The 26876-nt window shown below is 74.4% G+C and carries 24 protein-coding genes; 10 read left to right on the top strand and 14 right to left on the bottom strand.

The window, feature by feature from the left end:
- Positions 1–105: 105 nt before the first annotated feature.
- Positions 106–333, top strand: a complete 228-nt coding sequence (locus ABTY61_RS29365) for an LppU/SCO3897 family protein (protein WP_502895452.1) — start codon at positions 106–108, stop codon at positions 331–333.
- A gap of 51 nt (positions 334–384) precedes the next feature.
- Here the strand turns inward: ABTY61_RS29365 and ABTY61_RS29360 are convergent, their stop codons facing one another.
- On the bottom strand, positions 385–1374 hold the full coding sequence (locus ABTY61_RS29360) for a phosphotransferase family protein (RefSeq protein ID WP_350508123.1): 990 nt from the start codon (positions 1372–1374) through the stop codon (positions 385–387).
- Between the two features lie 133 nt (positions 1375–1507).
- Between ABTY61_RS29360 and ABTY61_RS29355 the strand changes: the two genes are divergently transcribed.
- Both ABTY61_RS29355 and ABTY61_RS29350 read left to right on the top strand, forming a co-directional pair.
- Positions 1508–2131, top strand: a complete 624-nt coding sequence (locus ABTY61_RS29355) for an ArsR/SmtB family transcription factor (protein WP_350508122.1) — start codon at positions 1508–1510, stop codon at positions 2129–2131.
- Positions 2128–3501, top strand: coding sequence for an MFS transporter (locus tag ABTY61_RS29350; RefSeq protein WP_350508121.1), 1374 nt, complete (start codon positions 2128–2130; stop codon positions 3499–3501). The genes ABTY61_RS29355 and ABTY61_RS29350 overlap by 4 nt, the downstream gene beginning before the upstream one ends.
- 2 nt (positions 3502–3503) lie before the next feature.
- Here ABTY61_RS29350 and ABTY61_RS29345 read toward each other — a convergent pair whose 3' ends face one another.
- On the bottom strand, positions 3504–4235 hold the full coding sequence (locus ABTY61_RS29345; protein WP_350508120.1) for an alpha/beta fold hydrolase: 732 nt from the start codon (positions 4233–4235) through the stop codon (positions 3504–3506).
- A gap of 104 nt (positions 4236–4339) precedes the next feature.
- On the opposite strand from ABTY61_RS29345, the gene ABTY61_RS29340 reads away from it, so the two are divergent.
- On the top strand, positions 4340–5158 hold the full coding sequence (locus ABTY61_RS29340) for an AraC family transcriptional regulator (protein ID WP_350508119.1): 819 nt from the start codon (positions 4340–4342) through the stop codon (positions 5156–5158).
- Positions 5159–5201: 43 nt separating this feature from the next.
- Here the strand turns inward: ABTY61_RS29340 and ABTY61_RS29335 are convergent, their stop codons facing one another.
- The 3 genes from ABTY61_RS29335 to ABTY61_RS29325 form a co-directional block, all read right to left on the bottom strand.
- Entirely contained in the window at positions 5202–5924 is a 723-nt protein-coding gene (locus ABTY61_RS29335) for a class II aldolase/adducin family protein (protein WP_350508118.1), read from the bottom strand.
- Positions 5925–6005: 81 nt separating this feature from the next.
- On the bottom strand, positions 6006–10631 hold the full coding sequence (locus ABTY61_RS29330) for a caspase, EACC1-associated type (protein WP_350508117.1): 4626 nt from the start codon (positions 10629–10631) through the stop codon (positions 6006–6008).
- Positions 10624–11064 (bottom strand): effector-associated constant component EACC1, encoded by a 441-nt coding sequence (locus ABTY61_RS29325; protein WP_350508116.1) that lies wholly within the window; start codon positions 11062–11064, stop codon positions 10624–10626. Before ABTY61_RS29325 ends, ABTY61_RS29330 begins: the two co-directional genes overlap by 8 nt.
- A 272-nt stretch (positions 11065–11336) precedes the next feature.
- On the opposite strand from ABTY61_RS29325, the gene ABTY61_RS29320 reads away from it, so the two are divergent.
- Together ABTY61_RS29320 and ABTY61_RS29315 are read left to right on the top strand one after the other, a co-directional pair.
- Positions 11337–12116, top strand: a complete 780-nt coding sequence (locus ABTY61_RS29320) for a VOC family protein (protein ID WP_350508115.1) — start codon at positions 11337–11339, stop codon at positions 12114–12116.
- 127 nt (positions 12117–12243) lie between these two features.
- Entirely contained in the window at positions 12244–12462 is a 219-nt protein-coding gene (locus ABTY61_RS29315; protein ID WP_350508114.1) for a hypothetical protein, read from the top strand.
- A gap of 85 nt (positions 12463–12547) precedes the next feature.
- Here the strand turns inward: ABTY61_RS29315 and rox are convergent, their stop codons facing one another.
- The 3 genes from rox to ABTY61_RS29300 form a co-directional block, all read right to left on the bottom strand.
- A complete protein-coding gene (rox, locus tag ABTY61_RS29310) occupies positions 12548–13975 on the bottom strand; it encodes a rifampin monooxygenase (RefSeq protein ID WP_350508113.1) in 1428 nt (475 codons plus the stop codon).
- A 265-nt stretch (positions 13976–14240) separates the two neighbouring features.
- The gene (locus ABTY61_RS29305) at positions 14241–14978 is read right to left on the bottom strand and encodes a phosphotransferase (protein WP_350508112.1); all 738 of its coding nucleotides are present in this window, start codon (positions 14976–14978) and stop codon (positions 14241–14243) included.
- 199 nt (positions 14979–15177) lie between these two features.
- Positions 15178–15609, bottom strand: coding sequence for a DUF2690 domain-containing protein (locus ABTY61_RS29300; protein WP_350508111.1), 432 nt, complete (start codon positions 15607–15609; stop codon positions 15178–15180).
- A 266-nt stretch (positions 15610–15875) separates the two neighbouring features.
- Here ABTY61_RS29300 and ABTY61_RS29295 point away from each other — a divergent pair, with 266 nt between their 5' ends.
- On the top strand, positions 15876–17162 hold the full coding sequence (locus ABTY61_RS29295; protein WP_350508110.1) for an MFS transporter: 1287 nt from the start codon (positions 15876–15878) through the stop codon (positions 17160–17162).
- A gap of 38 nt (positions 17163–17200) precedes the next feature.
- Here the strand turns inward: ABTY61_RS29295 and ABTY61_RS29290 are convergent, their stop codons facing one another.
- The 3 genes from ABTY61_RS29290 to ABTY61_RS29280 all read right to left on the bottom strand — a co-directional run bounded on the left by ABTY61_RS29290 (position 17201) and on the right by ABTY61_RS29280 (position 21183).
- Positions 17201–18931, bottom strand: a complete 1731-nt coding sequence (locus ABTY61_RS29290; RefSeq protein ID WP_350508109.1) for a penicillin-binding transpeptidase domain-containing protein — start codon at positions 18929–18931, stop codon at positions 17201–17203.
- A 191-nt stretch (positions 18932–19122) separates the two neighbouring features.
- Complete coding sequence (locus tag ABTY61_RS29285) at positions 19123–20187, bottom strand: alcohol dehydrogenase catalytic domain-containing protein (protein ID WP_350508108.1); 1065 nt, start codon at positions 20185–20187, stop codon at positions 19123–19125.
- Between the two features lie 150 nt (positions 20188–20337).
- Positions 20338–21183 (bottom strand): alpha/beta fold hydrolase, encoded by an 846-nt coding sequence (locus tag ABTY61_RS29280; protein ID WP_350508107.1) that lies wholly within the window; start codon positions 21181–21183, stop codon positions 20338–20340.
- Between the two features lie 96 nt (positions 21184–21279).
- Between ABTY61_RS29280 and ABTY61_RS29275 the strand changes: the two genes are divergently transcribed.
- Positions 21280–21849: a helix-turn-helix domain-containing protein gene (locus tag ABTY61_RS29275; RefSeq protein WP_350508106.1), complete on the top strand. Its 570-nt coding sequence runs from the start codon at positions 21280–21282 to the stop codon at positions 21847–21849.
- 68 nt (positions 21850–21917) lie between these two features.
- On the opposite strand, the gene ABTY61_RS29270 is transcribed toward ABTY61_RS29275, so the two are convergent.
- Positions 21918–22271: a zinc ribbon domain-containing protein YjdM gene (locus ABTY61_RS29270; protein ID WP_350508105.1), complete on the bottom strand. Its 354-nt coding sequence runs from the start codon at positions 22269–22271 to the stop codon at positions 21918–21920.
- A gap of 248 nt (positions 22272–22519) precedes the next feature.
- Between ABTY61_RS29270 and ABTY61_RS29265 the strand changes: the two genes are divergently transcribed.
- Entirely contained in the window at positions 22520–23761 is a 1242-nt protein-coding gene (locus ABTY61_RS29265) for a styrene monooxygenase/indole monooxygenase family protein (RefSeq protein WP_350508104.1), read from the top strand.
- 163 nt (positions 23762–23924) lie between these two features.
- The gene (locus ABTY61_RS29260; RefSeq protein ID WP_350508103.1) at positions 23925–24470 is read left to right on the top strand and encodes a hypothetical protein; all 546 of its coding nucleotides are present in this window, start codon (positions 23925–23927) and stop codon (positions 24468–24470) included.
- 88 nt (positions 24471–24558) lie between these two features.
- Here the strand turns inward: ABTY61_RS29260 and ABTY61_RS29255 are convergent, their stop codons facing one another.
- Positions 24559–25617 carry a hypothetical protein gene (locus tag ABTY61_RS29255; RefSeq protein WP_350508102.1) on the bottom strand — a complete coding sequence of 353 codons (1059 nt, stop codon included), beginning with the start codon at positions 25615–25617 and terminating at the stop codon, positions 24559–24561.
- Complete coding sequence (locus ABTY61_RS29250) at positions 25614–26873, bottom strand: CHAT domain-containing protein (RefSeq protein ID WP_350508101.1); 1260 nt, start codon at positions 26871–26873, stop codon at positions 25614–25616. The genes ABTY61_RS29255 and ABTY61_RS29250 overlap by 4 nt, the downstream gene beginning before the upstream one ends.
- Between the last annotated feature and the right edge of the window lie 3 nt (positions 26874–26876).

Below are 26876 nucleotides of genomic sequence, written 5' to 3'. Positions count from 1 at the left end.
GGTGGGTGCGTCGGGAGCCCATGGCACCGACGTAGCCGACCGGGAGGCGCAGGGCGCGTTCGAGCAGCGGGACGTCGAACTTGGCGTCGTGGGTGCCCGCTCGCCCTGCCCTTCCCGGTCGACAGGAACGCGGACGTCAAGGTGGTCGCCTGCTCCGGCCCGGACGCCGACGCCCGCGTCGTGGGCCGGGCGGACGACAGCAACGACGGTGAGACGGAGTGCCGCAAGTACCCCGATGCCGACAGCTACTTCACCTACAAGCGGGGCAGCGACAAGTACCTGCTCTGCCTGAAGTCCCTGAAGCCTCGGCCGCAGCTGACCTTCAACCCGTAGCGGGGTGCCCGGGCCGGCCGTTGGGCGGGCGGCGGTGGGCGAGGCCGTTCCTCAGCGGGCCAGGTCCAGCGCCCGGTTCAGGTTGTACTCGGCGATGCTCGCCATCGCCGCCCGGTGGGGGAAGTCGCCGTCCAGCAGCCGCAGCGGGCCCGCCGTCAGGGAGAGCCGCTGGGCCAACAGGTAGAGGGCCAGCCGGTGTTCGTCCAGGTCGGCGGGCTCCAACGGCCGGTAGTCGTCGTGCAGCCGGATGCGCAGGAAGACGTGCTCCCACTCGGCGTCGAAGTACATCGCGCCTTCGACGTCGATCACCACCGGCCGCCCGGCCGGGTCCACCAGCACGTGGTCGGGCCCCAACTCCCCGTGCACGAGGGCGTACTGGGTGCGCGGCCGGACCGCCTCGGCCAGCTCCGACAGCCGCTCTGCCAGACGGTCGCGGGCTTCCGCCACCCGGGGATCGCGCGCCGCCGCCTCGGCGAGGTCCCGCCGGGCCCGGTCCAGGACGACCTGCTCGCAGGAACTCCCATGCGAGCGGGCGCCCGCGTCGACCACCACGACCTTGCCGTAGCCGGGCGCGCGGTGCTCGCGCATCGCCGCCAGCGTCCCGCCGAGCCGCTCCAGCACCGGGGTCGCGGCCCGCCGGTCGCGGGCCAGCAGGGTCTCCAGGCTCTCGCCCCGGACGTCCTCGACGATCGCCAGCTCGGCCGGACCGCGGGCGCCGTCGCGGTCGACCAGCCGGACCGCCGGGACGCGGACGCCGAGCCCGTCCAGCCGTGCGTGCGCGGCCTCGAACACGTCGAGCCCGAGACCGGGGGAGAACGGGTCGGCGAGGTCGTCGTCGCCCTCGGCCACCGGCCAGAAGTTCTCGGTGGCGCACCAGCGGTAGGCGATCGCCGTCGCGGCGTCGTCCATCACCAGGCGGTACACGCCCTTCTTGCTGCCGCCCGCCAACCGCCGTACGGCCGCGAGCCGTCGCCCGCCGCCCAGGGCGGCCCGCGCCGCGGCCGCCAACTCCGCCTGCACCGCAGCTGTTTCGGCTGCCATCTTCGCGCCTCGCCTCCCCGTTGCCTGGCACCGCGACCCGGCACTGTGACTGGGGCACCCTATCCGGAACTCCGTCGTCCAGATCAGGTGTGGGAGTTGACGCTCAGGAAGTATGAGAGAACACTCTCATACCATGGAGAACGGGAATCGCCTGGGCGATATCGAGATCACCGACCCGAAGGCCATGCGAGCGCTGGCGCATCCGGTGCGCCTGGCGATCCTGGAACGGCTGACCCGGGACGGGCCGTCGACGGCGACGCAGCTGTCACCGGAGGTCGGGGCCACGCCGTCGGTGACCAGCTGGCACCTCCGGCACCTGGCGGGCTACGGGCTGGTCCGGGATGCCGAGACCGGGGCAGACCGTCAGGACCGCCGGGAGCGGCGGTGGGAGGCGGTGGCGCGGGGGTTCCGGTTCGGCGCACCGGAGGACGAGGCGGGGCGGGCGGCCGCTCGGGTGCTCTCCCGGGAACTGTTCGCGCGCGCCGCCGACCTTCCGCAACGGTGGGTGGCCGAGACCGAACCCGGGCTCGACCCGGAGTGGCGCGAGCCCGCCGGGCTGGCGAACACCCGCATCGTGGTGTCCCCCGAGGAACTCGCCGCCATCGAGGACGCGATCGAGGGTGTCCTGGCGCCGTATGTGACGCGCGACCCGGCGGAGCGGCCGGGCGGTAGCCGGGGCGTCCGGCTGCTGCGCTACGTCCTGCCCGAGGCCGGCACGGGCCGGGAAGCTGCGGACGGGGTGGGTGGTTCGGAATGAACTCCCCTCAGGACACGGCCACTTCGGCATCGCTGTGGCGGGACCGGCGCTTCGTCCGGTTCTGGGCCGGGCAGTCGGTGTCGCAGTTCGGCGACCGGATCTCCGAACTCGCGTTACCCCTGATCGCCGTGGCGGCGCTGAACGCCTCGGCCGGCCAGGTCGCCTGGCTGACCGCGCTCGCCTGGGCCCCGAACCTCCTCGCCGTCGTGCTGGGCGCCTGGGTCGACCAGCACGTCGGCAGGCGTCGGCTGATGATCATCTCCGACCTGGTCCGCGCGGGCGTGCTGCTCACGCTGCCCGCCGCCCACCTGTTCGGCAGCGTGACGTTCCTCCAGCTGTACGCGGTGGCGCTGCTGACCGGTGCCGCGGCGGTGCTGTTCAACACCGCGTACCCGCCCTTCTTCGCCCACCTGGTGCCGCGCTCGTCCTATGTCGACGCGAACAGCAAGCTCAGCGCCAGCCGGTCCGCCTCGTTCGTCGTCGGCCCCGCCGTGGGCGGTGCCCTCGTCCAACTCCTCACCGCGCCCGTCGCGGTGATCGCCGACGCGCTGTCCTTCCTGGCCTCGGCCTTGCTGCTGCGGCCGATCCGGGTCGAGGAACCGGCGGCCGGCACCGACGGACCGGCCGGACCGCCGCTGCTGGGGCGGGTCAGGGAAGGGCTGGCCTTCGTCGTCCGCCACCCGGTGCTGGCGGCCGGCCTCGGCTGTGCGACGACCCTCAACTTCTTCACCTTCGCGGCGGGCACCAACCTGATCGTGCTGTTCGCGGTCCGGGACCTCGGACTCTCGGCGGGGATCGTCGGGCTGGCGTTCGGCATCGGATCGACCGGAGCCCTGGTGGGGGCGGTCATCGCGCCGAAGGTCTCGCGTCGGATCGGGGTCGGGCGCAGCATCGCGGTGGGCGCCGTCCTGTTCCCGGCCCCCATCGCCCTCGTGGCCGCCGCGAGCGGCCCCGGCTGGGCAGGTGCGGCCGTCCTGGGAGCGGCCGAGTTCCTCTCCGGTGTCGGGGTGATGCTCTTCGACGTCAACCTCAACTCGTTGCAGGCCGCCGTCATACCGGACGGCATGCGCAGCCGGGTGGCCGGCACCTACGGCACGGTGAACTACGGGATGCGGCCGATCGGCGCCCTCGTCGGGGGCGGGCTCGCCACGGTCATCGGGCTCAGGGCCACGCTGATCACGGCCGCCGTCGGCGGGGCACTGTCGCTGCTGTGGCTGCTGCCCTCGCCGGTGCTGCGGATCCGGTCCCTGGCGTCGGCTCAGGCTCAGGCCCCGGCCGCTGCTCCGGCCCCGGCACCGGTCTCCGACCCGGCCCCGGTTCGGGCTGGGACTTCGGACGATCCGGCTCCGGCGGAGCTCCAAGTGCCGTGACCTCAAGCGTGGGTGAGGCTCGACGAGCGGGCGGGCCGACCGGGCTCGACGAGCGCGGCTGCTTCGTCGAGCAGGAGAGCGGCGACCGCCTGCGGGGCCTCGCGCATCACGTTGTGGCCGGTCGGCAGGTCGTGGACGGTCCATCCCGGGTCGGCGAGCAGCCGGGTGCGCTGGTCGGCGAACGGGGTGCGGTCCTCCCAGCCCGAGCAGTAGACGAACTCGCGGCGGGGGACGTCGGCGTGGGCGCCCGTCAGGCGGACCGCCTGTAGGAAGGCGGCGAGCGGATGGGGGCGGCGGCGCGGGTCGCCGTCCGGCCGCCACGGGGGTCGGACGGCGTAGCCGGTGGTCGCGGCGCCCGCGACGAACGACTGCCGGTAGCCCCCGTTCATGAGGGACCAGCAGGACTCGCCGTCGCGCGGCACGCAGGCGTCCAGGTACACCAAGCGGGAGACCCGGTCGCCGGCGCGGTCGGCGGCGGCGGTGATCACCATCCCGCCGTAGCTGTGGCCGACCAGTGTCACGTCGGTGAGGTCGGCGCGCTCGAACACGCGCAGCACGTCCTCGGCGTGGGTGTCGAGGTTGGTGGCGGCGACCGTGGCGGGGTCGTCGTGGGGGCCCAGGCCGGTCAGGGTCAGGGCGTGGACGGTGTGGCCGGCCCGCTCCAGCAGCGGAACCACCGCCTCGAACGCCCAGGAGCCGTGCCAACCGCCGGGTACCAGAACGAACGTCGCCATGGGATTCCCCTGTTCCTGCTCGGCGGTGGCACCGGGGGCCACCGCTCATGACGGAAAGTCTCCTCGGCGCGGGTCGTGGCGTGCTACCGATAGGATGCCAAGCGATGCCCGTATCCCGCCACGTCCGCCCCGACGCCGACGCCGGCGCCACGTCCCTGACCTGGCCCTCCGGCGGGCGTCATCGGTGGCCGTCGGGCGGCAGCAGCGGCGAGTCGGTGCACGAGCGGGGCCACCTGGTGTACGCGGCCAGCGGGGTGCTGGTGCTGCACACCGAGGGCGGGACCTCGGTCGTGCCGGCCAACCGGGTCGCCTGGACGCCGGCCGGGTTCACACACCGTCACCGCGCCCACGGGGAGACGGACATGCGGATCGTCTTCCTGCCGCCGTCCCTGGCCCGGTTGGTGCCGGGGCGTCCGGCGGTGTTCTGCGTCTCCGGCCTGGCGCGGGAGGTCCTGCTCGCCCTGACCGGCCCGCGCGGCGACGGCACCGGGGGTGGCGGTGGATCGTCACCTCCCGGATACGGCCGCGCCGCCCGTGGGCGGCTGCTGCGGGTGCTGGTCGAGGAGCTGCGGGAGGCCGACGAACAGCCGTTGCACCTGCCGCACCCGCGCGACGACCGGCTGCGGGCGGTCGAGCGGATCCTGACCCGGACACCCGCCGACACCAGCACGCTGGAAGGGCTCGGCCGGCAGGTCGGGGCCAGTGCCCGCACCCTGAGCCGGCTGTTTCGCGACGAACTCGGCATGACGTTCTACGAGTGGCGCACGCAGCTGCGGGTGCACCACGCGCTGGTGCTGCTGGCCGAGGGCCACGACACCACCCACACCGCCCACGCCTGCGGCTGGGCGAACCCCAGCGGCTTCATCGCTGCGTTCACCGACCTCGTCGGCACGACCCCGGGCCGCTACCGGGCCGGTGGGTGACGCGGCCCGGAGGGCGGGGGCGGGGGCGGGCCCGGGGTCGGGGTCAGCGCTGAGTGCGCCGCACCCAGTAGCGCCAGCCGGCCTCGATCTGACTGGGCGGCCAGACGGTCGCGTCCTTCTCCAGGCTCCCCTCGCGGTCGGTCCAGTGGCGTGGCCCGCCCGCCGCGCGGGCGGTCAGCTGGAGGCCGCAGGCCCGTTCCAGCAGGACGGCGTACATCACGGCGTGGGCGATGTCCCGGCCGACCGTCAGCAGGCCGTGCTGCGGCATCAGGCAGGCCCGGGCCGCGCCGAGGTCGGCGGCCAGGGCCCGGCCCAGCTCCCCGCTGCGGACCAGGCCGGCGGTCGCCTCGAAGCTCGGCAGGCCGTGCTCGGTGAAGACCACCGCGTCGTGGCTCAGCGGGCGCAGCGGCTCGCCGAGGGAGGAGAAGGCGTTCACGGTGCCCGAGTGGGTGTGCAGGGAGACGTGGACGTCCGGGCGGGCCCGCATCACCTCGGTGTGGATCGGGTACTCCAGGTGCACCCGTCCGCCGCCGTCGAGCTCCTCGCCGCCCGCGAGCCGTTCACCGTCCCAGGAGACCAGCAGGACGCGGCCGGGGCCGATCTCCTCCAGGCCCCAGCCCGAGGCCTTCATCCACACCCCGCGCCCTTCCGGATCGCGGACCGCCAGGTGCCCCCAGACCATGTCGCCGTGCCCGGCCTCGGCGAGCACCCGACTGCCCAGCGCGGCCAGGGCGGCCGCCTCCTCGCCGGTTCGAGGGTTGTCCATCGGCTGCTCCCTGGTCTCGCGGGTCTGTTGTGGTACGAACCTACGGGACGGCGGTAGTTGACGGACAGTCGGGGTGGGGGGTCAGCGGCAGGGCGGGTCCCACGGGGTGCTGGGGAAGTACTGGCGCCACTGCTCGCGGGTGATGGTGGCACCCACGGAGTCGCAGAGACGGCGGGTGAGGCGGTCGATGTCGGGGTCGAGGAGGACGACCTGGCTCGGTTGGTCACTCCCGCCGGCCTCGCTGACCAGCACGCTGTTCCCATCGGGGCTGAAGCCCGTGGCGTAGACGATGTCAGGGAGTGCCACCATGCCGAGCTCGACCGGCCGACGGGGGTCGGCCACCCGCCACAGGTGGGTCTGGCCGGCGTCGGGGTCGGATAGCCGCAAGGGCCTGACGTGGCTCAGGAGCATCCGGTTGTCGGGGCTGAACACGAGGCCGCCCTGCCGCTCGGCGGCGAGGGAGGCGACCTGAGCCGGGTGGTGGATGTCGGTGACGTCCCACAGGTCGATGGTCTTGTCGGTGGCCACCGCGAGGGTGCGCCGGTCGTGGCTGAGGGCGAAGGAGTTGACGACCCTCAGGGGGAGTTCGCCGTGGTCGGGGTGCCGGGGGTCGCCGAGGTCCCACAGCTGTATGGTCTTCGGGTTCGATTCCTTGAGCTTGGCCACGGCGACTGCGAGCAGACTCGACACGTCGTCCTCCGAAGCGATGCTGTCGCTGAGGTCGATCGGCGCAAGGGCGGCCGGATGCCGGGGGTCGCCGAGGTCCCACATGCTCATCCGGTGCGCCCCGACCCGGGCGAGGGAGACCAGCGTCCGGCCGGCGAGGTGCAGCCCGCCCGGCGGTTTCGGGGACTCGAAGGACGAGAGCTCCGTCGGGGCGTGCGCGTCGCCGACGTCCCAGATGTGGGTCCGGCCGTCCCGGCCGTTGGTGACGACCAGTCCGTCCCCGATGGCCACGTCGGTGGTGAACGTGGAGAACTCCCCGCCGTGCTCGACGTACTCCGCGAGCTCGTTGAGCGTGCCGCCCTGCCGGGGGTGGTCGGGATCGGCGACGTCCCACAGCTGTGGGAGGCCGACGTCGCTGTATGCGATCAGGGTGCGGGCGTCGACCGCGCGGACGATGCCGCCGTGGAGGACCGGGAACGTCCCGGCCGGGCGCGCGTCGTAGGGGCCGGTGGTCCGCCACAGCCGGTACTGCTGGATGTCCGGGTCGGTCCGGCGGGATGACGGGGAGAGGCCCCAGGCGAGGGTGCGGCTGTCCCTGGTGAACGCCCCGTCGGCGCCCGTGCCGGCCAGGAGGGTGGCCGGTGCCGGATGCCAGCTTCGGACCGGCGACTCCGCGCCCGCATCCAGCAGGGTCGACCCGCCGTCGGCGGCCACGACCGAGTAGACGGCCCCGGGGGTGGGGTAGCGAAGGGTGCGGACCGCGTTCGCCGGATCGCCGATGTCCACGGCCTCGACGTGGCTGCCCGGGCCGTCACTGTCGTCGGAGGCACCCAGGGCCAGGGTTCGGCCGTCCGGCGAGAAGCCGAGGGCTGCCACGATCTGGATCGAGTCGATCACCACCGGCTCCGGTCCGCTGTGGCCCGGCCCGGTGACCTGGACCGGTTTTGCCGGATCACCCGTGTCCCAGAGCCCTGCGCCCCGGCCGTTCGTGCCGATCGCCAGGAGGGGCCTGTTGGGGCTGAAGGCCACGGCGAGCGCGTGGGTGTCGGCGAGCGTGGCGGCGAGCCGGGGTGCGGCCGGGTTCGTGACGTTCCAGAGCTGGACGGACGTGGAGTCCTCGGACTCGGCGTGCGCGAGGGCGAGCAGGCGTCCGTCGGAGCTGAACGCGCCGGACTGGAGCGGGGCGATGGCGGAGGGAAGCGCACCGGCCCTCACCGGGTGACGCGGGTCGGTGAGGTCCCAGAGCACGGAGCCGGTCGTTCCGAAGGCGGCCAGCCGGTGCCCGTCCGGGCTGAGGGCCAGGGCGCCGGAGGTGTCGGGCAGGGTGGCGACGGCCTCCGGGCGGGCCGGGTCGGCCACATTCCACAGCCGCACCGAGGAGTCGGTGTCCTGGGTCGCGAGCAGTCGGCCGTCCCGGTCGAGCGCCAGAGTGGAACCGGCGCTCGCGGTGCTGGACACGAGTCGCTCCCGGAACGGGTCCGAGAGGTCCCAGAGCCGGACGGTGTGATCGGTGCTCGCGCCGGCCAGCAGGTGCCGTTCGGGGCGGTAGGCCAGCTGCCTGACCGTGCGGGTGCGCTCGTCGACCGGCGTGTAGTACGGCGTCAGCGCCGAGTCGAGCAGGCTGCTCCGGGCCTCCGGAGTGTCCGCGACCCGCCGTGCCGCCAGCGCGATCTGCAGCGCCAGGGTCGGATCGGTCGGCCGTACGCGCGCGACGGCCTGGGCAGCCACCTTGGACGCCAGGACGTCCCGCTGCTCGTCGGCGACCCGTTTCTGCCAGGCCGCCGCACCGACCCCGGCGACCGCCACCAGCAGCAGCACGGCCAGGGTCCCGGCCAGGGCCCGCAGCCGGGTGGTGCGCCGCCGTTCGGCGCGTCGCTCGGCGGCCTGGCGGGTCTGGCCGGCGGTGATGAAAGCGCGGGCCGTCGGGGTGGTGCCGTGCCGCTGCGCGGCCTCCTCGACCCACTGGGCGGCGGTGGCCAGCCGGGCACCCCGGTAGAGCGCCCCTTCGTCGCGGCCGTCGCGCTCCCAGGCCTCGGCCGCGTCGTGCAGTCGCTGGCGGACCAGCAGGCCGGCCCGGTCGTGCTCGATCCAGTCCCGCAGCTGCTGCCAGGCGCGCAGCACCGCCTCGTGGGCGAGTTCGGCGTGGCCGTCGCCGACGACGACCAGCCGGGCCCCGACGAGCGCGTCGAGCGCCGTCCGCGCGGCCGGGTCCGTGTCGAGGCCCAGCTCGTCGAGCGGGACCCGGCGGCGGGTGTCCTCGGCGCCGTCGAGCACGTGCACCATGCGCAGCAGCATCTGCCGGGCGGCCCGCTGTGCGTCGCCGTCCAGTCCGTCGTAGGTGGCCTGCGCGGTCTGGGCGACCGCACCCCAGATGCCGCCGGAGGCCTGGTAGCCCGCCATGGTGAGAAGCCGTCCCGCGCGCTTCTGCCAGGTGGCCAGCAGTGCGTACGACAGCAGGGGCAGCGCCGCCCCGGGCCCGTGCTGCCGGTCGCCGCCGGTGCGCAGGTCGCGCAGGAGGAGGTCGACCAGGCCGGGTTCCAGGGCCAGCCCGGCGAGCAGGGCGGGCTTCTCGACGGCGTCGCGCAGTTCCCCGGTCCGCATCGGGCCGACCAGCAGCTGGCCGTCCTGCAGCGCGTCCGCGAGCACCGGGTACGCGGCGCAGTGGCCGTAGAAGTCGGCGCGCAGCCCCAGCACCACCGCCGCGTGGGGGAAGGCGTCGGGCGCCGAGCCCCGGTCGCCGGCGGCGGCCAGCGCCGCGACGAAGACCTCCCGCTCCCGTTCGTCGGTGCAGGCGGTGAACAGCTCCTCGAACTGGTCGACGACCAGGACGGGGCGCGAACCGTCCGCGGGCAGCCGGGTGAGGATCGACTCCGGTGCCGCCATCAGCTCGGCCCGGATCGTCTCGGGATCGGTGCGGTTCAGCCCGGTCTGTCCGGGCAGCTCGGCCAGGGCGCGGGCGAGTCGGGCCACCGGTCGTTCCCCCGGGGTGATCACCACGCGCGGGCGGCGCCCGGCCCGGAGCGCCTCGGGGAGTCCGTGGTCGAGCGCGGGCAGCAGTCCGGCGCGCAGCAGCGAGGACTTGCCCGCGCCGGACGGGCCGACGACGACGAGCAGCCCGCCCTCGGCGAGCCGGGCGGCGACGCGGGCGACCAGCTTCGCGGTCAGCTCCTCGCGGCCGAAGAAGTACCGGGCGTCCTCCGCGGCGTACGCGGCCAGGCCCCGGTAGGGGCAGGGGCCGGGGTGCGGGCGGGGGTGGCCGCCGGGGCCGGGATCAGGAGGCCGGTAGGCCGGGTTGGGCGCCAGGACCAGCTCCCCGGCCCGCCCGTCGGACTGGCGGCGCGGCGCCGGGAAGCCCCGGTCCCGCAGGGTGCGCGACAGGGCCCGGTGGAGGTCGTCCAGGGTCAGCTGCGGCGGTTCCGTCGGGTCGCCCTCGCTCAGCAGGCGCAGCAGCTCGCCGCTGAACGCGGTGTACGGGGCGCCGATCGGTGCGAGGGCGAGTTCCTCGGGGGCGGCGGAGGCCAGGACGAACCCGCCGCCCGGGTAGGAGGCTTCGAAGGCACGGCTCGCACCGCCGAGGGGCGCCGCCCGGCCGGAGAAGCAGCAGTCCAGGACCACCACGACCGAGCGGGCCCGGGAGCCCGCCAGGGTCTCGCGCAGGGTGGTGTAGCGCAGGCCCTTGTAGGCGAGGCCGCGGGTGAGCTGGTCGGTGACGCGGGTCGCCAGGTAGAGCTCGTTGTCGTCGCCGACCAGGCCGTGGCCGACGTAGTACACCAGCAGCACGGAGTCCGCGGACTCGGCGGCGGCAGTGAGTTCCTCGCCGAGCACGACCGGGTTCTCCGGGTCGACCACGGTTCGCACGTGCTCCGGGGCGAGGCCGCAGCGGGCGACCAGCTCCTGGGCGAGGGCGCGCACGGTGGCGGCCGCGGCCGGGACGTCGGGCAGGACGGAGCCGGGGACGTGGGTGCCGGTCCCGATGATCAGCGCCCGGGCGCCGGGAAGGCCCAGCGGCAGCCCGGCGGCACCGATCGCCGGGTCACTCATCGGCGTCCGCAGGCAGGGCGGCCGGGCCGGTGGGCTCCGCGGGCAGGGCGGCCGGGCCGGTGGGCTCCGCGGGCAGGGCGGCCGGCCCGGGGCGGTTGGCGAGCGACTCGCCCACCTCGCGGACGAGGGCGGCGACACCGTCCGCGTTCAGGCCGTGCACGGCCGTCGCCCGCAGCTCGACCGAGCTGCCGTCCGCGCGGGTCACCTGGACCACCGTCTCGCCGGCCCGGCGCCGGATCCACGCGATCAGCGCGCTGGTCAGGCCGGACACGGCCCCGCCGGTGCCGACGGCGACGGTGAGGACGTCGGCGAGGGTGCCCAGCGAGCCGGGCTGTGGCGGGGCGGCCGCCAGCTCGACCCGGCCGCGCAGCTCGTCCTCCGCCCGCAGCCAGGCCAGCAGGGAGGCGGTGGCGCCGCGGTCGGCGTCGGTCACACGGATTCGGAGCGGTTCGTCCACGGTCCCCCCAGGAGCCAACGGTGCACGCTGTGCTGACCTAGCGTCACAACAATGGGCGGTCGCGGTCAAACCCGGTGGTCGGGGGCCCGCCGGGCTGTTCGTGAGCCCTCGTTGCACCGAACGGGTGAGTGGGGGTGGGGGTGGGAGTCCGGCGCGGTTCGGGGCGGTGGCGTGTCGGGTGGCGGATCCCGGGGAGGGACGGGAGGGTGACTGGCGGGGGACCTCACCAGGAAGAGGAAAGAGCGAGCATGCCCGAAGTCACCACCCCGTACGTGACCGGCACCCCGTGCTGGGTCGATCTGATGGCGAAGGACCAGCAGGCCGCGCTGGACTTCTACCGCGATCTGCTCGGCTGGCAGGGGCAGCCCGGCCCGGCCGAGTTCGGCGGCTACGCCGTCTGCGAGCTCAACGGCAAGGCCGCGGCCGGCATCGGCCCGGCGATGGCCCCCGAGGGCGCGCCGGAGCCGCCCACCGTGTGGACCAGCTACCTGGCCACCACGGACGCCCAGGCCACCCAGGACGCCATCGTCGGCGCGGGCGGCACCCTGCTGGTCCCGGTGATGGACGTCGGCCCGCTGGGCCGGATGCTGATCGCCGCCGACCCCCAGGGCGCGGTGTTCGGCGTCTGGCAGCCCGGCGAGTTCTCCGGTGCCCAGGTGGTCAACGAGCCCGGCGCGCTGACCTGGAACGAGCTGCACACCAGCGACGTCCCCGGTGCCACCGCCTTCTACGGCGAAGCCTTCGGCATCGAGATCGAGCCGATGGAGGGCAACGAGCAGTACTGGGAGCAGAAGGTCGGCGGCCGCTCCGTCGGCGGGGTCTCGCTGCTCGCCAACGACCCGCCCGGCACGCCCGCGCACTGGCTGACCTATTTCTCGGTCGACGACGTGGACTCCTGCGCCGACGTCGTGGTCAAGCGCGGCGGCACCGTCCTCGCTCCGCCCTTCGACATGATGGCCGGCCGGATGACGGTGGTCGCCGACCCGCAGGGCGCCCCGTTCGCGATGATCAAGGTCCGCCCGATGTAGTCACCCGGGCCGCGTTCCCCGAACGCCCGCCCGAACGCCCCGCCCGCCCGGACCCTTTCGGGCGGGCGGGGCGCGTCGCGGTTCGGGCGACACTGCCGGAGACACCACGACAGAACGGAGCGCCGTTGTGGCCGGACGCCACCGCCGCCCGCCGGAGCCGGAACTCCCGGCCGACGCCGACCACCGGCTCAGGGCCATCGCCGAACAGCGGCAGCTGGTCGAGGAGGGCGTCGTGCTGCTCCCCGGCTCGGACCGCCCGTACCTGTACCGCACGGTCTACCAGCCGGACGGGACGGTGCAGCGCTCGCTGCTCAGGATCGACCCGGGCCCGTCGGCCACCGGCTGAGTGCTCAGCCGCGTTTCCGGTCGTGCCGCGACCAGGCCCGGAGGGCGGCGGCCGGTGCGGCGGGAACTCGGCGTGCCCGCCCCGCTCAGGCGGCGGCCCCGAACCACCGGGTCAGCGCCTCGTCCAGCGTGCGCTGGTCCGTGCCGACCCAGGCCACGTACCCGTCGGGCCGCAGCAGCACGGCGGGGACGTCCAACTCCTCGACGGGCTCGGCGACATGGTCGACCCGTTCCGCCCAGCCGGCCGCCGAGAGGCCGCCACCGGTGGTGTCGAGCAGCAGCGCCCGGCCGCCGTGCATCCGCTCGTACAGGCGGCCCCGCTTCAACCGCACGTCCCGCAGGCGTCGGCCGAGCAACTCCGGGCCCTCGCCGAAGTCGTAGCGGACCCCGACCCCGAAGACCATCTCGGTCATGTAGCGGTTCACCTCCTCGAAGTCCATCAGCGTGGAGAGCAGGTCCCGCAGCGCCACCGCGCCGGGCTCCGAGCCCAGCAGCGTCGTCTGGGCGCGGGTGTTGGCCAGCACCCGGGCGCCGACCGGGTGGCGCTCGGCGTGGTAGCTGTCCAGCAGGTCGGCGGGGGCCCGGCCGTGCACGGCGGCCGCGAGCTTCCAGCCGAGGTTGTAGGCGTCCTGGATGCCGAGGTTGAGGCCCTGGCCGCCGGTGGGCGGGTGGATGTGCGCCGCGTCGCCGGCCAGGAAGGCCCGGCCGACCCGGTACCGCTCGGCCTGCCGGGTGGCGTCGCCGAAGCGGGAGAGCCAGCGGGGCGAGTGGGCGCCGAAGTCGGTTCCGGCGACGGTGCGCAGCTGCCGACGGAACTCCTCCAGGGTGGGGCCCCCGGTACGGTCCTCGGCGACGTCCGGGGCTGGCACGATCACCCGGTAGAGCCCCTCGCCCCGGGGGACGGCACCGAAGTGCAGTTCGGTCCGGCGGACCTCGGCGACGACGGCCTCGACCGTCGCCGGGTCCTCGGCGAGCGACAGCTCCGCGAGCAGGGTGTCGGCCCGGGACGGCTCACCGGGGAAGGCGACGCCGAGCAGGCGGCGCACCGTGCTGCGGCCGCCGTCGCAGCCGACCAGGTAGCGCGAGCGCAGCCGGGTGCCGTCCGCCAGCTCGACCGTCACCCCGTCCTGGTCCTGTTCGAGCCCGGCCACCTCCTGGCCGCGCCTGAGCTCGGCGCCCACTTCGCGGGCGTACTCGCCGAGCAGCCGCTCGGTGACCGGCTGTTCGATGGACAGGCCGTACTCGTGGGCGGTGTCCATGGTCTCCGGCCACGGCTTGTGGATGTGGCCGAAGAAGCCGCCGATCCGGAACTTCCGGCCCTCGGCGAGGAACCGGTCCAGCAGCCCGCGCTGGTCCATCATCTCCACGCTGCGCACGTGCAGGCCCTGGCCGCGGGACTCCTGGGTCGGCTCGGTCAGCCGCTCCAGGACGACCGCCCGCACGCCCTGCAGCCGCAGTTCGATCGCCAGCATGAGGCCGGTCGGCCCGCCGCCGACCACGATCACGTCGATCATCGGAACTTCCCCCAGTGAGTGTCGTACGAGGCCGGTGGATCGGGGCACCGGTGCACATTCGGTGTGAACCGCGCATAGCGCCCGGATCCGGCCTCGGTCGACGATTGTGCGCCCTGAGGGGGGCCTTGCCGCAAGGCCCCCCGGGCGCGGTACCTTGATAGTGGCGGGGAGGCTCTGACCTCCTCGCCTTTGCTGTCCGCACCTGCCGGCCGACCATGGCCGGCCGGACCACTGACCGTCCGGGGCGGCGCCGGGCGCTCGGGTCTCACATCCGGGACCGCAGCACGTCGACCTCGCAGCCCGGCGCGGACGGGTCGAAGCCGTGCTCGACCAGCCAGCGGACCGCCACCAGGCTCCGCAGCGACCACCATGCGCGGATCACGTCGCGGTCGACGTCCGCCCCGTAGCCGGTGAGGACGTCGTCGAGGTGCCGCTCGTGACCGAGGGTCAGGATGGCGAGGTCGAACAGGGCGTCGCCGGGGGCGCCTTCGGACCAGTCGATGATGCCGGTGACCTCGTCGCCGTCGATGAACACATGGTCGGGCTGGAGGTCGCCGTGGATGAACACCGGGGTCCACGGCCGCAGCGCGGCCTCCGCGATCCGGCGGTTGCGGGTGACCAGGTCGGCGGGCAGGACGCCGTTCGTCAGCAGCCACTCGCACTCGGCGTCGAGACGCTCCGCCAACTCGGCCGGGCCCCGGCCGGGCCAGGGTGGCAGCGGTGCGTCGTGCAGGGCCCGGATGGCGGCCCCCGCAGCGGCCCACGCCGCCGGAGAGGCGGTCGAGGGCTCGCCGAGACGGCCGAGCGCCGCCCCCGGGAGCGCGGCGAGCGCGAGTACGGGCGGCTTGTGCCAGCGGACCTCCGGGGTCGGGACCGGTGCCAGGGCCATCGCCTCGACCTCGACGTCCATCCGGGCCTGATCGCCGTCCACCTTCAGGAACACGTCACCGACGCGCAGGGTCGCACGTTCGGAGTGGGCGACGACGACCTGGACCTCATCCATGGGGAGGAGTATCCCGGGGCGGCCGGTCGGTGTCGCCGGAATTGTTGCGCGGGAGGGGGGCTCGGTCCACGCGCTGCGGGCGCCTGCTCGGCGGCAGGCGGGCCGTGACCACGGTGGGCGGTCACGGCCCGGGCGGTGCAGCTGGTGCGGGTCGTGCAGGTCACGCAGGCGGCATGGGCGGCATGGGTGGTGCAGGTGGTCAGGCGAAGGCGGTGCAGGTGTAGGCGCCGCCGTGGTTGGTGCAGGCGCGCATCATGACGTCGGCGTCGTCGTACTCGATCGTGTAGGTGTTGCCCTGTACGGTGCCGAGCGGGCCGTCCCAGGTGGAACCGCCGTCGTAGGAGCGGTCGACCCAGACGGAGTCGGAGCTGTACGCGCGGTTGAGGCGGCCCCACGCGCAGCGGGCGGACGGGCTGTAGCGCAGTTCGAGCAGGGCGCCGCGGGCGAAGGCGCTGCGCAGGGTGGTCGGGTCGCTGTGGCCGGACGGGTCGCGGCCGTCGCACCAGCCGAAGGAGGCCGGGGAGGACGTGCCGGTGGTGGCGGCGGAGGCGGCGCCGACCGGGCCCAGGGCACTGAGGGTGCCGGCCGCGAGGGTGGCGGCGAACGCGGCGAGGAGCTTCTTGCCGATCATGATTCCCCTTCATGACTCGACGTGCCGTCCCGGGTGGGCGCGGGTCCGCGCCCGTTCCCCCGGGACGGACACGAAGCTATGACCGTGCATCGTCAAACGTCAAGGAGCTTGCGCGGAACCGCTGTTGGGGGAATCCCCCGGCTGTGCGGTGCCGTGCCAGGGGCGGTCGCGCACGGCCGGTCGTGGGTGGCCGGTCACGGGTGGCCGTCGTTCGGAGGCGGAGGGTGGCGGCGGTCTCCTCGGGGGCCGCTGTTAGCCTGACTGGCATGATCATGAGGAATTCCGGGCGAGGGGTGGACGGCGGTTCGGCTTCCGGGGCGCAACGGGCTCTGATCACCGCCGGTTTCGTCAGCCGGGTGGGCAACGGGCTGTTCAACACCGCGGCCGTCCTGTACTTCACGCTCGTGGTGCACCTGCCCGCCGCCCAGGTCGGGGTGGGGCTGACGGTCGCCGGGCTCTGCGGGCTCGCGGCCGGGATACCCGCGGGCAATCTGGCCGACCGCCACGGGCCGCGCACGGTATGGCTGGTGGGGCTCGGGCTGCAGGCCGTCACCATGGCGTCCTTCGTGCTCATCGACGGCTGGCTCGCGTTCACGCTCGTCGCCACGGTGGACCGGCTGGCCGCCACGGCGAGCGGTGCCGCGGGCGGTGCGCTGATCGCGCGCGCGGGCGGTGACCGGCCGGCCGCGTTCCGGGCCAGGCTGCGCACCTTCGTCAACCTCGGTGTGGTCGCGGGCACCCTGGGGGCGGCCGTCGCCATCCAGGTCGACACCCGCGCCGCCTACACCGTGCTGATCCTCGCCAACGCCGCCAGCTTCGCCGGCGCCGGACTGATCGCCCTCCTGGGCGTCCCGGACTACCCGCCGCTGCCCCGGCCCGCGGAGCACCGCCGGTGGTCCGTCCTGGCGGACCGGCCGTACGCGTCCTTCGTCGCGCTCTACAGCGCCATGGGCCTGCAGTACCAGACCGTCTCCCTGCTGCTGCCGATCTGGCTCAGCGCCCACACCGACGCGCCGCGCTGGACCGTCGCGGCGGTCTACGCCGTCAACAGCGGCGTCTGCGCGCTGCTGCAGAGCAGGCTCGGCGCCACGGTGGAGACCCCGCGGCAGGGCGGGCGGGCCTTCCGGCTGGCCGGGCTGCTGTTCCTGGTGAGCTGCCCGCTGATGGCGCTGACGGCCGACGTCCCCGCGTGGGTCGCCCCGGTGCCGGCCGTCCTCGCGGTGTGCGTCCACAGCGTCGGAGAGGTGTGGGAGTCCTCGGGCGGCTACGCGCTGGGCTTCGGCCTCGCGCCCGACCACGCCCAGGGGCAGTACCAGGGCCTGTTCGGGATCGGCTTCGACGCGGGCCAGGCCCTCGCCCCGGTGGTCCTGACCGGGGCCGTCCTCGCGCTCGGACACGCGGGCTGGCTGCTGCTGGGCGTGTTCTTCGCCGCCCTGGGCGCGGCCGGACCGCCGGTGGCCGCCTGGGCCGAGCGCACCCGCCCCGGGGCGCCGGAGGCAGCTCGGCGGCAGGGCGGCCCCGAGCTGCTGGAGGAGCCCCTGGCGGGTGCGTGACCCCGGAGCAGGTCGAGCCGCTCTGAGTACGGGCGGCGTCAGTCCTTCCCGCCCGCCTTCAGCACCTGGGCGGCCGCGACGCCGGCGGCGCTGTTGCCGTGGCCGCCGCCCTCGACCTCGGCCGCGACGGCGAGGTCGTTGCGGTAGGCGATGAACCAGCTGTTGGTGGCCTGGCTCGAACCGGCCTCGACGGTACCGGTCTTGGCGCCGATCTGGCCGCCGAGCCCGGACATCGGGGTGCGGGCGGTGCCCTGGGTCGCCGTCCTGGCCATCATCGAGCGCAGCCCCTGGGCGACGTCGCCGGGCAGCTTCCCGGGGGCCGTCACGCGCTTGGCGTCCTCGCGCAGCACGGGCTGACGGAACGTGCCGCTCTGCACGGTGGCCGCGACCGAGGCCATCGCCAGCGAGTTCACCTGGATCTGGCCCTGGCCGATGTACTCGGCCGCCGCCTCGTCCTTGTTCCCCGGTGCCGGGATGGTGGCGTCGCGGCTCGGGATGCCGATCCGCCACTGCAGGCCCAGGCCGAACTGGTCACGGGCGACCGAGGTGAGGGTGTTCAGCTGGAGCTTCTCCAGGCCCTTGTCGATGAAGCCGGTGTTGCAGGAGTGGCTGAAGTCGTCGCTGAGGGTGTAGTCGAGGTGGTTGCCGGGCTCGTCGTTGTGCCAGCTCCTGGGGGAGTTGGTGGTCTCCTTGCAGGGCGCGGCGGTGTCCGGGGTGACGCCGGTCTCCAGCAGCGCGGCCGCGGTGATCACCTTCATGGTCGAGCCGGGCGGCTGCCCGCCGCCGACGGCGCGGTTGAAGCCGTCCTGCGGGGCGTAGGCCATCGCCAGGATGTTGCCGGTGCTCGGCTGGATCGCCACCAGGGAGGCGGGCTTGCCGCCGGCCGACTGCTGCTTCACCGCGTCCTCGGCGACCTGCTGGAGGTCGGCGTCCAGGGTGAGCTTCACCTGGGGCGCGGTCGGCGGGGTGAGGACGAACAGCTGCTCCGCCTCCTGCCCGCCGCCGGAGAGCACCACGGCCTGCCCGGTGACGACCTTCGCGCCGTCCGGCGGGGCGATCTGGGGCAGGACGGACCTCAGCGACGGGAACGCCTCCAGCGACCGACCCTTGCGGTCGGCCGGCTTCGACACCGGGTTGGGCAGCGCCTTCACGGCGATGGTCCGACCGCTGCCGAGCTTGGGGTGGACCACGGTCGGCGCCCAGCGCACCAGCACGCGCCCGTCGGAGGCCCGGACGACGCCCAGCGCGCTCTCGTACTCCCAGGCCTCGGTGGTGCCGTCGAACTCGGCCCGCACCCGGTAGCCGACGGCGGGCTCGGCGGGGCTGCCGGCGGGCGCGGGGCCCGTCCCGGTCAGGGTGAGCGAGCGGGCGGACACGCCGTCGTGGAAGGAGGTGAGCGCCATCCGGGCGGCCTCGGGGCGGTCGGTGAGTCCGGCCGCGACCGTGAGGTCGCCGCGGCCCCAGGCCGCCAGGAAGTCCCTGGCGACGGCGTCGGCCTGCTCGGGGCTCGGCGGCGTCTGCGGAGCCTTGGACGCCGTCGGATCGGAGCCGCCCCCGCCGGCGGAGGACCCGCCGGTCACGGCGGTCATCATGTTGTAGGCGCCGTAGCCGCCGACCACCAGCAGCGTGGTGAACACCCCGCCGACCGCCACCAGCCAGATCCGGCGCGAGCGTTGACGGCCGCGGTCCTCCTGGTGGCCGTCGGCGGAGACGTGGTCGTCGTAGCCGTGGTCCTCGTACGGTTCGTACTCTTCGTGGTCGTGGTGCATGGCTCTGTGTCCCCCCTGGGTACTTCCTCTGCTTGCGGGCCCGTCCCGGTGCCGGCCGGTCCGGTCGTGCGGTCGTGCGGCCGTCGGCCCGGTCGTTCGGGCGCGGACCAGCCTAAGCGTCGTCGATCGGACGTTCGACGGCGGGGTCTTTGCCAACGCTTGACCCGAGGATCGGGCGGGCCGCCGACCGGTCAGCGGCCGGTGGTGACGACCATGCGGAACCGGGCCCGCCCGCTGCTCATCTTCGCGACGGCGGCGGCGGTCTCCGCCAGCGGCAGCTCCTCGATCCAGGCCCGCACGCCGGTCCGCTCGGCGAAGCGCAGGGTGTGCTGGGTGTCGAGGGCGGAGCCGGAGGAGTGGGCGTAGACCCTGCGGTCCGCGGCGATCAGCTGCAGCGGGCTGACGGCGAGCGGGTCGGGGGACACCCCGACGATGACGAGTTCGCCGCGGCGGCCCAGGCCGTCGACGGTGGCGGACATGGCGCCGGAGTCGGTGACGGTGGCCAGCACGACCTTGACGCCGCCGAGTGCCTGCAGCGCCTCGGCGACGTTCCCGGCGGTGCTGTCGACGTAGTGGTCGGCGCCGAGCTCGTGCGCCAGCGGCCCCTTCTCCGCGCCGCGGGCGATCGCCACCGTGCGCAGACCCATGGCGCGGGCGAACTGGACGCCCAGGTGGCCGAGGCCGCCGAGGCCCAGGACCGCCACGGTGTCGCCCGGACGGGCGGCGGATCGGCGCAGGGCGTTGAAGACGGTCACCCCGGCGCAGGCCAGCGGTGCGGCCTCGGCGGCGGTCAGGCCGTCGGGCACGGCCGCGAGTGCGTCGGCGGGCACGATGACGGAATCGGCGTAGCCGCCCGGGTAGGCGGCGCCGGGGACCTTCAGGTGAGGGCAGAGGATGGCGTCGCCGTCCCGGCAGGCCTCGCAGCGCCCGCAGCTGCCGCCGAACCAGCCCACCGCGACCCGGTCACCGACCTGCCAGTCCTCGACGCCCTCGCCGAGGGCGTCGATCCGGCCCGCGATCTCGTGACCGGGGGTGACCGGGAAGGTGGTGCCGGGCAGCAGGCCGCCCGCGATCAGCAGGTCCGAGTGGCAGACGCCGCAGGCCTCGACGGTGATGCGGACGGCACCCGGGCCGGGCGTGCGGAGGGGGACCTCGACCAGTTCGGGCGTCCCGCCCGGGGCGGCGACGTGGACGGCGCGCACGACGCCGTCGCCGGAAGCGGAGGCGGAGGTGGAAGCGGGGGTGGTGGCAGCCATGGCGATCCTTCTCGCGGAGGTCGGCGCGGGACGGGCCCGCACACGCTGACCACACCAGCTTGCTGCCGTCTCCCGGGGTCGGCCATGCGTTGACGGCCACGGACCGCCGGCCCTGGGCTGACGGCCCCGGCGCGGCCGGGGAGCCGGGCGTCAGGCCGGGCCGTCGAGCAGCTCGCGGATCCGGTCGGCGACCAGGGCGGGCTGTTCGGCCTGGATGAAGTGGCCGGAGTCGACGGTCTCGTAGCGGCCGTCCGGCAGGGTGTCGGCCCAGCGGCGCTGGTGGGCCTGGAGTGCGGGGTGGCCGCGTTCGCCGCCCCGGCGCGGGCGGTCGGCGGACAGCAGTACGGTGCGGCAGGTCGGCGGAGCGGGCGGGTCGGCGCGGAACCCGGGGATCGCGCCGGCGACGGCGCGGAACTCGCGGCGGGTCTGGGCCAGGCCGGCCGGGACGAAGTCCTCGGCGAGCATGGCGGCGTAGGTGTCGGCGGGGAAGACCCGGCGGACGTTGCCGCTGGCCAGCCGGGCGAAGGCCCGGAACCGGGTGAGCGGCTGGGCGACGGCGAGGGTGCGGTCGACCCGGCGGGCGATCGCGTCGATGGCGTCGTAGGCGGGGGCCGTCTCGGGCGTGGGGTCGATCAGGAGCAGGCCGCGCAACCGGGGTGCGAGCCGCTCGGCGGCCCGCCGGGCGACCAGGCCGCCCATGCTGTGGGCGACCAGGACGAACCGGCCGGGCACGACGGCCTCGGCGAGGGCGACGAGGTCGTCGGCCAGCTGGTCGAGGCTGAGGGGCGCGGTACTACGGGGGCTGCGGCCGAAGCCGTCGCGGTCGTAGCCGATCAGCCGGGCGCGGTCCGGGAGCAGGGGCAGCACCGGATCCCAGGAGGTGCGGCCGAGGCCCTGGCCGGCCTCGAAGAGCACGTGGCCGGGGCCGGTGCCCGACTCCTCGACGTAGAGCTGGTGCCCGTTGACGGTCACCGGTCGGCCGGTCGCCTGACGCATCCGCTTCCCCCGCTTCTTTCCGCCCGGGGCGGAGCCACCGCCCCCGGGCTACTTTTTCATCTTTGATAATGGTAGCGACTGTGAAATCGTGGGGCAATGGACCACGACGTCGCCGACCTCCTCCTCCACCCGGTGCGCCTGCGGGTGGTGCACGCCCTCGCCGGGGGCCGGGTGCTCACCACCTCGCAGTTGTGCGCCCGGCTCTCGGGCGTGTCGAAGGTGACGGTCTACCGGCATGTCGCGCTGCTCGCCGAGGCCGGGTTCCTGGAGGTGGCGGAGGAGCACCGGGTGCGCGGCGCCGTCGAGCGGCACTACCGGCTGCGCGAGGACCGGCCGGTGGTCGACGCCGAGACGGCCGCCGCGATGTCGATCGAGGACCACCGGCGGGGCTTCGCCGCCGCGATGGCCGTCCTGATCGCCGAGTTCAACGCCTACCTGGACCGGCCGGACGCCGACCCGGTGGCGCAGGGGGTGGCCTACCGGCAGGGCACGCTCTGGCTCAGCCCGGAGGAACTCGCCGAACTGGGCGGTGAGTTGCTCACCGTACTGGCGCCCCGGCTGGCCAACGGCCCGGCAGTCGGGCGGGAGCCGTACCTGCTCAGCCCGATCCTCTTCCCGACCACGCCGCCGCCGGACGGGTCGGAAGGGCCGGACGGCCAGGAATAGCGGATAACGGTGCCGGCCCGTACGAGCACGCGCTCGTACGGGCCGGCGGAGGTCGGACCGGGCCGGTCTCAGGCCTTCTTCACCACGCTGGACTTGAGCTGCATCGCGCCGAAGCCCTCGATCCGGCAGTCGATGTCGTGGCCGTCCACGCCGTCGACCAGCCGGATGTTGCGGACCTTGGTGCCCGCCTTGATGCCCGAGGCGCTGCCCTTGACCTTGAGGGCCTTGACGACGGTGACGGTGTCGCCGTCGCTCAGCACGTTGCCGACCGAGTCGCGGATCACCCGCTCACCTGCGCCGGCCTCGGCCTCGGAGTCGGCGGGCGCCCACTCGTGGCCGCACTCCGGGCAGACCAGCAGGGCGTTCATCTCATAGGTGTACTCGCTGGAGCACGAGGGGCACGGGGGCAGGGTGTCGCTCATGGGTGCGGGCTGTCCTGTTCTGTCCGGTCGGCACGGGGTCGGCGGCACGCCAGCCTGTATGAACTTGAAGAATTTTTCAAATCGACATCCCGGCACCCCACGCCCTCCGGCCGCTCCCGCGCCCCCAACCGGCGCGCGCCCGCTCCGTCCGCGCCGTGGACGCGCAGGCTCCGGCCTGATATCCAAACCCTGGCAACCGGGCCGGGCGGGCGGCCCGGGCCGGACGGACCATCAGGAGAGCAGGGGCGATGCGCAGGATTCTGATCGTCGGCGCCGGACAGGCCGGCCTCCAACTGGCCCTCGGGTTGCAGTCCCACGGCTACGACGTCACGCTGCTGACCGACCGGGACGCCCAGGAGGTGCGGGACGGCCGGGTGCTGTCCAGCCAGTGCATGTTCGACTCCGCGCTGCGCACCGAGCGCGCGCTCGGCCTGGACCTGTGGGCCGAGCGGGCGCCCCGGATCGAGGGCATCGGCCTGTCGATCAGCGGCCCGGACGCGACCCGGGTGATCGACTGGACCGGACGGCTCGACGCCTACGCCCAGTCCGTCGACCAGCGGCTGAAGATGTCCACCTGGCTGGAGCTCTATGCGGCCCGGGGCGGCCGGGTCGAGGTGCGCCAGGTGAGCGCGGCCGACGTCGAACACCTCGCCGGCTCCTACGACCTGGTGCTGATCGCCTCCGGCAAGGGCAGGCTGGCCGCGCTGTTCGAGCGCGACGAGGAGCGCTCCCCGTACCAGCGGCCGCAGCGCGCGCTCGCCGTGAGCTACGTGTACGGGCTCGCGCCGCGCCCCGACCAGGAGTTCCCGGCGGTGCGCTGCAACCTGGTGCCCGGGATCGGCGAGTTCTTCAGCATGCCGGCCCTGACGGCCGCCGGGCCCTGCGACATCCTGCTCTGGGAGGCCCAGCCGGGCGGTCCGGCGGACGCCTTCGACGGGCTCCGCGACCCGGGCGAACACCTGCGGGTGATGCTGGAGTTGATGAAGGCCTTCACCCCTTGGGAGTACGAGCGGACCCGCTCCGGCGTCGAACTCACCGACGCCGGCGCCACTCTGGCCGGCCGCTTCGCCCCGGTGGTCCGCCGACCGGTCGGCGAACTGCCCGGCGGCGGCGCGGTGTTGGGGGTGGCCGACGTGGTGGTCACCAACGACCCGATCACCGGGCAGGGCGCCAACGCCGCCGCCAAGTGCGCCGCCGGCTACCTGGACGCGATCCTTGCGCACGGCGACAAGCCCTTCGACCGGGACTTCCAGCAGGCCGCCTTCGACCGCTTCTGGGCGGGCACCGCCCGGGCCGTCACCGACTGGTCGAACGCGATGCTCCGCCCGGCGCCCGCGCACGCCGTGGAGCTGTTCGGCGCGGCCGGCCGGTTCCAGGCGGTGGCGGACCGGTTCGCCAACTCCTTCGACGACCCGGCGGACGTCGAGCGGTGGCTGCTCGACCCGGAGAAGGCCGCCGCCTACCTGACGTCGCTGGCGCCCCGGGGCTGAGCACCCCGACGCTCAGCCCCGGGGCCCGGTGTCGAAGCCGTCACGACAGGGTCAAGCTCTCGCCAAGTGCCGTGCGGGAAAGCCCTGATGATGGTGGGTTCGTGTCGGCCCCGGTCCGCCGGGGGACAACGAGGCACAGAACGCGAACAACAGGAGACACGTGGTGGCGGTCGACGGCAGCAACATGGCGCACGCTGTGATCGAAACGGCGGTGAAGGAGCGCACGCGACTGCACACCGGCCGCAGCCGGACGACGGCCGTGGTGGTGCTGGTCCTGCTGGCCGGCCTCGGGCTCTTCCTGGCGCTGGTCGTCGGCAAGGCCGACCCGACCAGCGCCCCGGACTGCGACGGCAAGACGATGACCCGGAACAACGTGTGCCAGATCATCTCCAACCGCGGCGGCGGGGGCACGTTCGGCTACGACGAGATGATCGACCGCCGTGAGTCCGGCAAGGGCGTGTGGCAGGTGGTCGGCTTCGTCACCACCGGTCTGTCCGTGGTCCTGATCGGGGTCGCGATCACCAAGCTCAACCCCAACCGCCCCTGGGGCAAGCAGGTCGACGCCGCGTGCCCGCGCTGCCACCAGCTCACCCTGCGGGAGAAGTTGACGGTGCACACCATCTCGCGGGGGCGCACCAACTACCGCTACAGCGGCATCGTCACGCTCTGCACGCCGGTCTGCGGGTTCACCGCCGTCCGCCAGCGCTGACCGCAGGCCGTGCGGTCGGGGCCCGGGTGCTTCGGTGTCCGGGCCCTTCGCACGAGGCGTTCCGTACCTCGTCGGCCATGGCGTCGGCTCAGCGGGAGTGGGAGGCGAGGCTGAGCAGCAGGTGGGCGGACTCCGGGTGGTGGAAGTCGGAGTGCGCGCCGGAGGGGTGCAGCCGGCGGGCGGCGAGGCTGCCCCGGTAGCGGTGGCCGGCGTCGATGTTGACGATCGGGTGGTCGAGGTCGCTGTGCGGGTAGGGCGAGTCGGTCGGGCGCAGCCGGGTGGTGAACTGGGCGACCGGGGCGGCGCCGGTGCCGGAGTGGCCGATACCAGGGTGGCCCTCGGCGCGCAGGTGCCAGAAGCCGGTGGCGCGGTCCCAACGGGAGTGGGTCAGCACCAGTGGGCCGCGCAGCGGGGCGCCGGCCCGGCCGGGGCCGAGGAAGAGCCGTGGGAAGAGCCGGCTGAAGGCGTCCCGGGGCGCGGCCATCTGGAAGACCAGGGCGCTGTCCACGGTGAACGGGCGGCTCGGGTCGCCCGGCCGGGAGGACCAGCTGAGCACCGGGGGCCCGGCCGGGCGGTCGGCCGCGTACTGGACGGCCTCGCAGAGGAAACGGCCGCCGAAGGAGTGCCCGAGCAGGTGGAGGTACTGGCCGTGCCGGTTGGCCAGCACGCGCGGGGCGTCCGGGCGTCCCCGGCCGGTGTCGAGGTAGCCCAGCAGGTGGCCGAGGACGCGCCCGGCCTGGCCGCGGGCGCTCATCGCGTGCGCCCGATCGCGGATCCGCCGGTAGCCGGGCAGGGTCGGCAGGCTGGAGGAGGGCCAGCGCACCACCACGCACCAGGGGCGGAACCCGGTGGCGAGCCCCGGGTAGCCGGCCGGGGCGGCGCGGTGCAGGGCGGCCGCCCGCTCGACCAGGGCGGCGGCCGAGCGGTCGGCGGCGGCCGGGCTGGTCTGCCAGCCGTGCACGTAGACGTACAGGTCGGTGGCCCACTCGGGGATCCGCAGGTGGCGGGCCAGGTGGTCGGCGACCCGGGTCTCGGGGACGGGTGTCGTCGTCCCGGGGACGAGCAGTCGGCCGTGCTCGTCCAGGTCGACCGTCGCGGGCCGTGTGGCGGTCGGTCGTACAGCGGCCGGTCGTGCGGTGGCGGTCACGGGTGGAGCTCCAGGATGCTGTCGATGCCGCAGTGCAGGGAGTAGGCGAGCGCCAGCGGGTTGCGGTACTCGCGGGCGAACCACCGCACCAGCTGCTGGGTGATCTCGCCGGCCGTGAACTCGCCGGTCAGGTAGTGGTCGAGGAAGGCGAAGGCGTACTCGGCGGCGAACTCCTGCGGGATCTGGAGCTGCGGCCCGAGCACGCCGTCCGCGCCCAGGTCGACCAACGCCCTTCCCAGGTGGTCGAGTTCGGCGGCCGCGGACTGACCGGTGTGGCAGGCGTTCAGCAGTACGAACGGTCGGAAGACGGCGTCCGGCCGGTCGAGGTGGCGGCGGCGGTGGCGGCGCACCAGCTCGGCGTCGATGTGCCGGTCGTCGGAGAGTCGGACGGCGAGCTGCTCGTACGGGGAGTCGTTGGCGATGAACTGGCCGTGGCACCAGAAGTACATGACGTCCTCGTCCAGCACGGCCGCGGACAGCGCCTCCAGCAGCCGGTCCGACTCGGTGCGCACGGTCAGCTGGGAGCGGTCCTCCAGCAGCTTGCGGACCTCGGGCGCCCGGCCGATGGCGGTGAGCTGGTCGTCGGTGTTGAGGCTGGTGACGGGCTTGGTGCGGGGCGAGGAGGGCGGCTGGATCGGCGGGTAGGCGGCGCCGGTCTGCTCGACCTGGTGGCGGTGGCCGAGGAAGTCGGCCCACGGGTCCGGCTGGTGGCCCTCGACGGCGAGCATCGGCCACGGGAGGTGGAGGTCGGAGTCGAAGCTGATCCGCAGGGAGCCGTGCTCGGTGAGGGTGCGGTTCAGGTAGTCGCGGAAGAGGGCCAGGCTGCGGTCGGCCCCCTCGAACATCGTCTCCAGGAAGTACCGCCCCTCCTCGGCGAGTTCGGCGACCTTGCGCTCGGCGACCTCGGCGAGCGGGGTGAAGTCGACCGCGGTCGCGAAGGGGTACGGGTGGTACGGGTCGGGGTCGTAGCCGATCAGTCGGTCGCGCCAGACGGTGCGCAGCCGGGCGGCCTTGGCGAGGAGTTCGGGCGCGGAGACGGCGAGCCGGGCCCGGTGGCTGCGGTTCCCGGGGGTGCGCTCGCCCGGTCGGAAGGCGCTGACGTGGAGCTCGTCGCCGTGGCGGCGGAGCGAGACGATCAGATCCAACGGGGCCGGTCCCTTGAGCGGGGGGCCGTCGGCGGGGCCGAGCTGCCGGGGCAGCCGGGTGTAGTCCGCCGAGGGGTTCTGGCGGACGGCGACTTGGAGGTCCCGGGGCACGTC

The organism is Kitasatospora sp. NPDC096128 (assembly GCF_040303105.1).
GTDB lineage: Bacteria > Actinomycetota > Actinomycetes > Streptomycetales > Streptomycetaceae > Kitasatospora.
The sequence above is the reverse complement of the archived record's forward strand: the minus strand, read 5'-3'. Positions and strand labels throughout refer to the sequence as shown.

Bases quoted from the DNA above. Each gene is read 5' to 3' on its own strand.
- ABTY61_RS29350 (WP_350508121.1), top strand. From the start codon at position 2,128: ATGAACTCCCCTCAGGACACGGCCACTTCGGCATCGCTGTGGCGGGAC.
- ABTY61_RS29335 (WP_350508118.1), bottom strand. From the start codon at position 5,924: ATGGACAACCCTCGAACCGGCGAGGAGGCGGCCGCCCTGGCCGCGCTG.
- ABTY61_RS29275 (WP_350508106.1), top strand. From the start codon at position 21,280: ATGGACCACGACGTCGCCGACCTCCTCCTCCACCCGGTGCGCCTGCGG.
- ABTY61_RS29280 (WP_350508107.1), bottom strand. From the start codon at position 21,183: ATGCGTCAGGCGACCGGCCGACCGGTGACCGTCAACGGGCACCAGCTC.
- ABTY61_RS29330 (WP_350508117.1), bottom strand. From the start codon at position 10,631: ATGAGTGACCCGGCGATCGGTGCCGCCGGGCTGCCGCTGGGCCTTCCC.
- ABTY61_RS29345 (WP_350508120.1), bottom strand. From the start codon at position 4,235: ATGGCGACGTTCGTTCTGGTACCCGGCGGTTGGCACGGCTCCTGGGCG.
- ABTY61_RS29270 (WP_350508105.1), bottom strand. From the start codon at position 22,271: ATGAGCGACACCCTGCCCCCGTGCCCCTCGTGCTCCAGCGAGTACACC.
- ABTY61_RS29265 (WP_350508104.1), top strand. From the start codon at position 22,520: ATGCGCAGGATTCTGATCGTCGGCGCCGGACAGGCCGGCCTCCAACTG.
- ABTY61_RS29320 (WP_350508115.1), top strand. From the start codon at position 11,337: ATGCCCGAAGTCACCACCCCGTACGTGACCGGCACCCCGTGCTGGGTC.
- ABTY61_RS29300 (WP_350508111.1), bottom strand. From the start codon at position 15,609: ATGATCGGCAAGAAGCTCCTCGCCGCGTTCGCCGCCACCCTCGCGGCC.
- ABTY61_RS29305 (WP_350508112.1), bottom strand. From the start codon at position 14,978: ATGGATGAGGTCCAGGTCGTCGTCGCCCACTCCGAACGTGCGACCCTG.
- ABTY61_RS29285 (WP_350508108.1), bottom strand. From the start codon at position 20,187: ATGGCTGCCACCACCCCCGCTTCCACCTCCGCCTCCGCTTCCGGCGAC.
- ABTY61_RS29360 (WP_350508123.1), bottom strand. From the start codon at position 1,374: ATGGCAGCCGAAACAGCTGCGGTGCAGGCGGAGTTGGCGGCCGCGGCG.
- ABTY61_RS29340 (WP_350508119.1), top strand. From the start codon at position 4,340: ATGCCCGTATCCCGCCACGTCCGCCCCGACGCCGACGCCGGCGCCACG.
- ABTY61_RS29355 (WP_350508122.1), top strand. From the start codon at position 1,508: ATGGAGAACGGGAATCGCCTGGGCGATATCGAGATCACCGACCCGAAG.
- ABTY61_RS29290 (WP_350508109.1), bottom strand. From the start codon at position 18,931: ATGCACCACGACCACGAAGAGTACGAACCGTACGAGGACCACGGCTAC.
- ABTY61_RS29295 (WP_350508110.1), top strand. From the start codon at position 15,876: ATGATCATGAGGAATTCCGGGCGAGGGGTGGACGGCGGTTCGGCTTCC.
- rox (WP_350508113.1), bottom strand. From the start codon at position 13,975: ATGATCGACGTGATCGTGGTCGGCGGCGGGCCGACCGGCCTCATGCTG.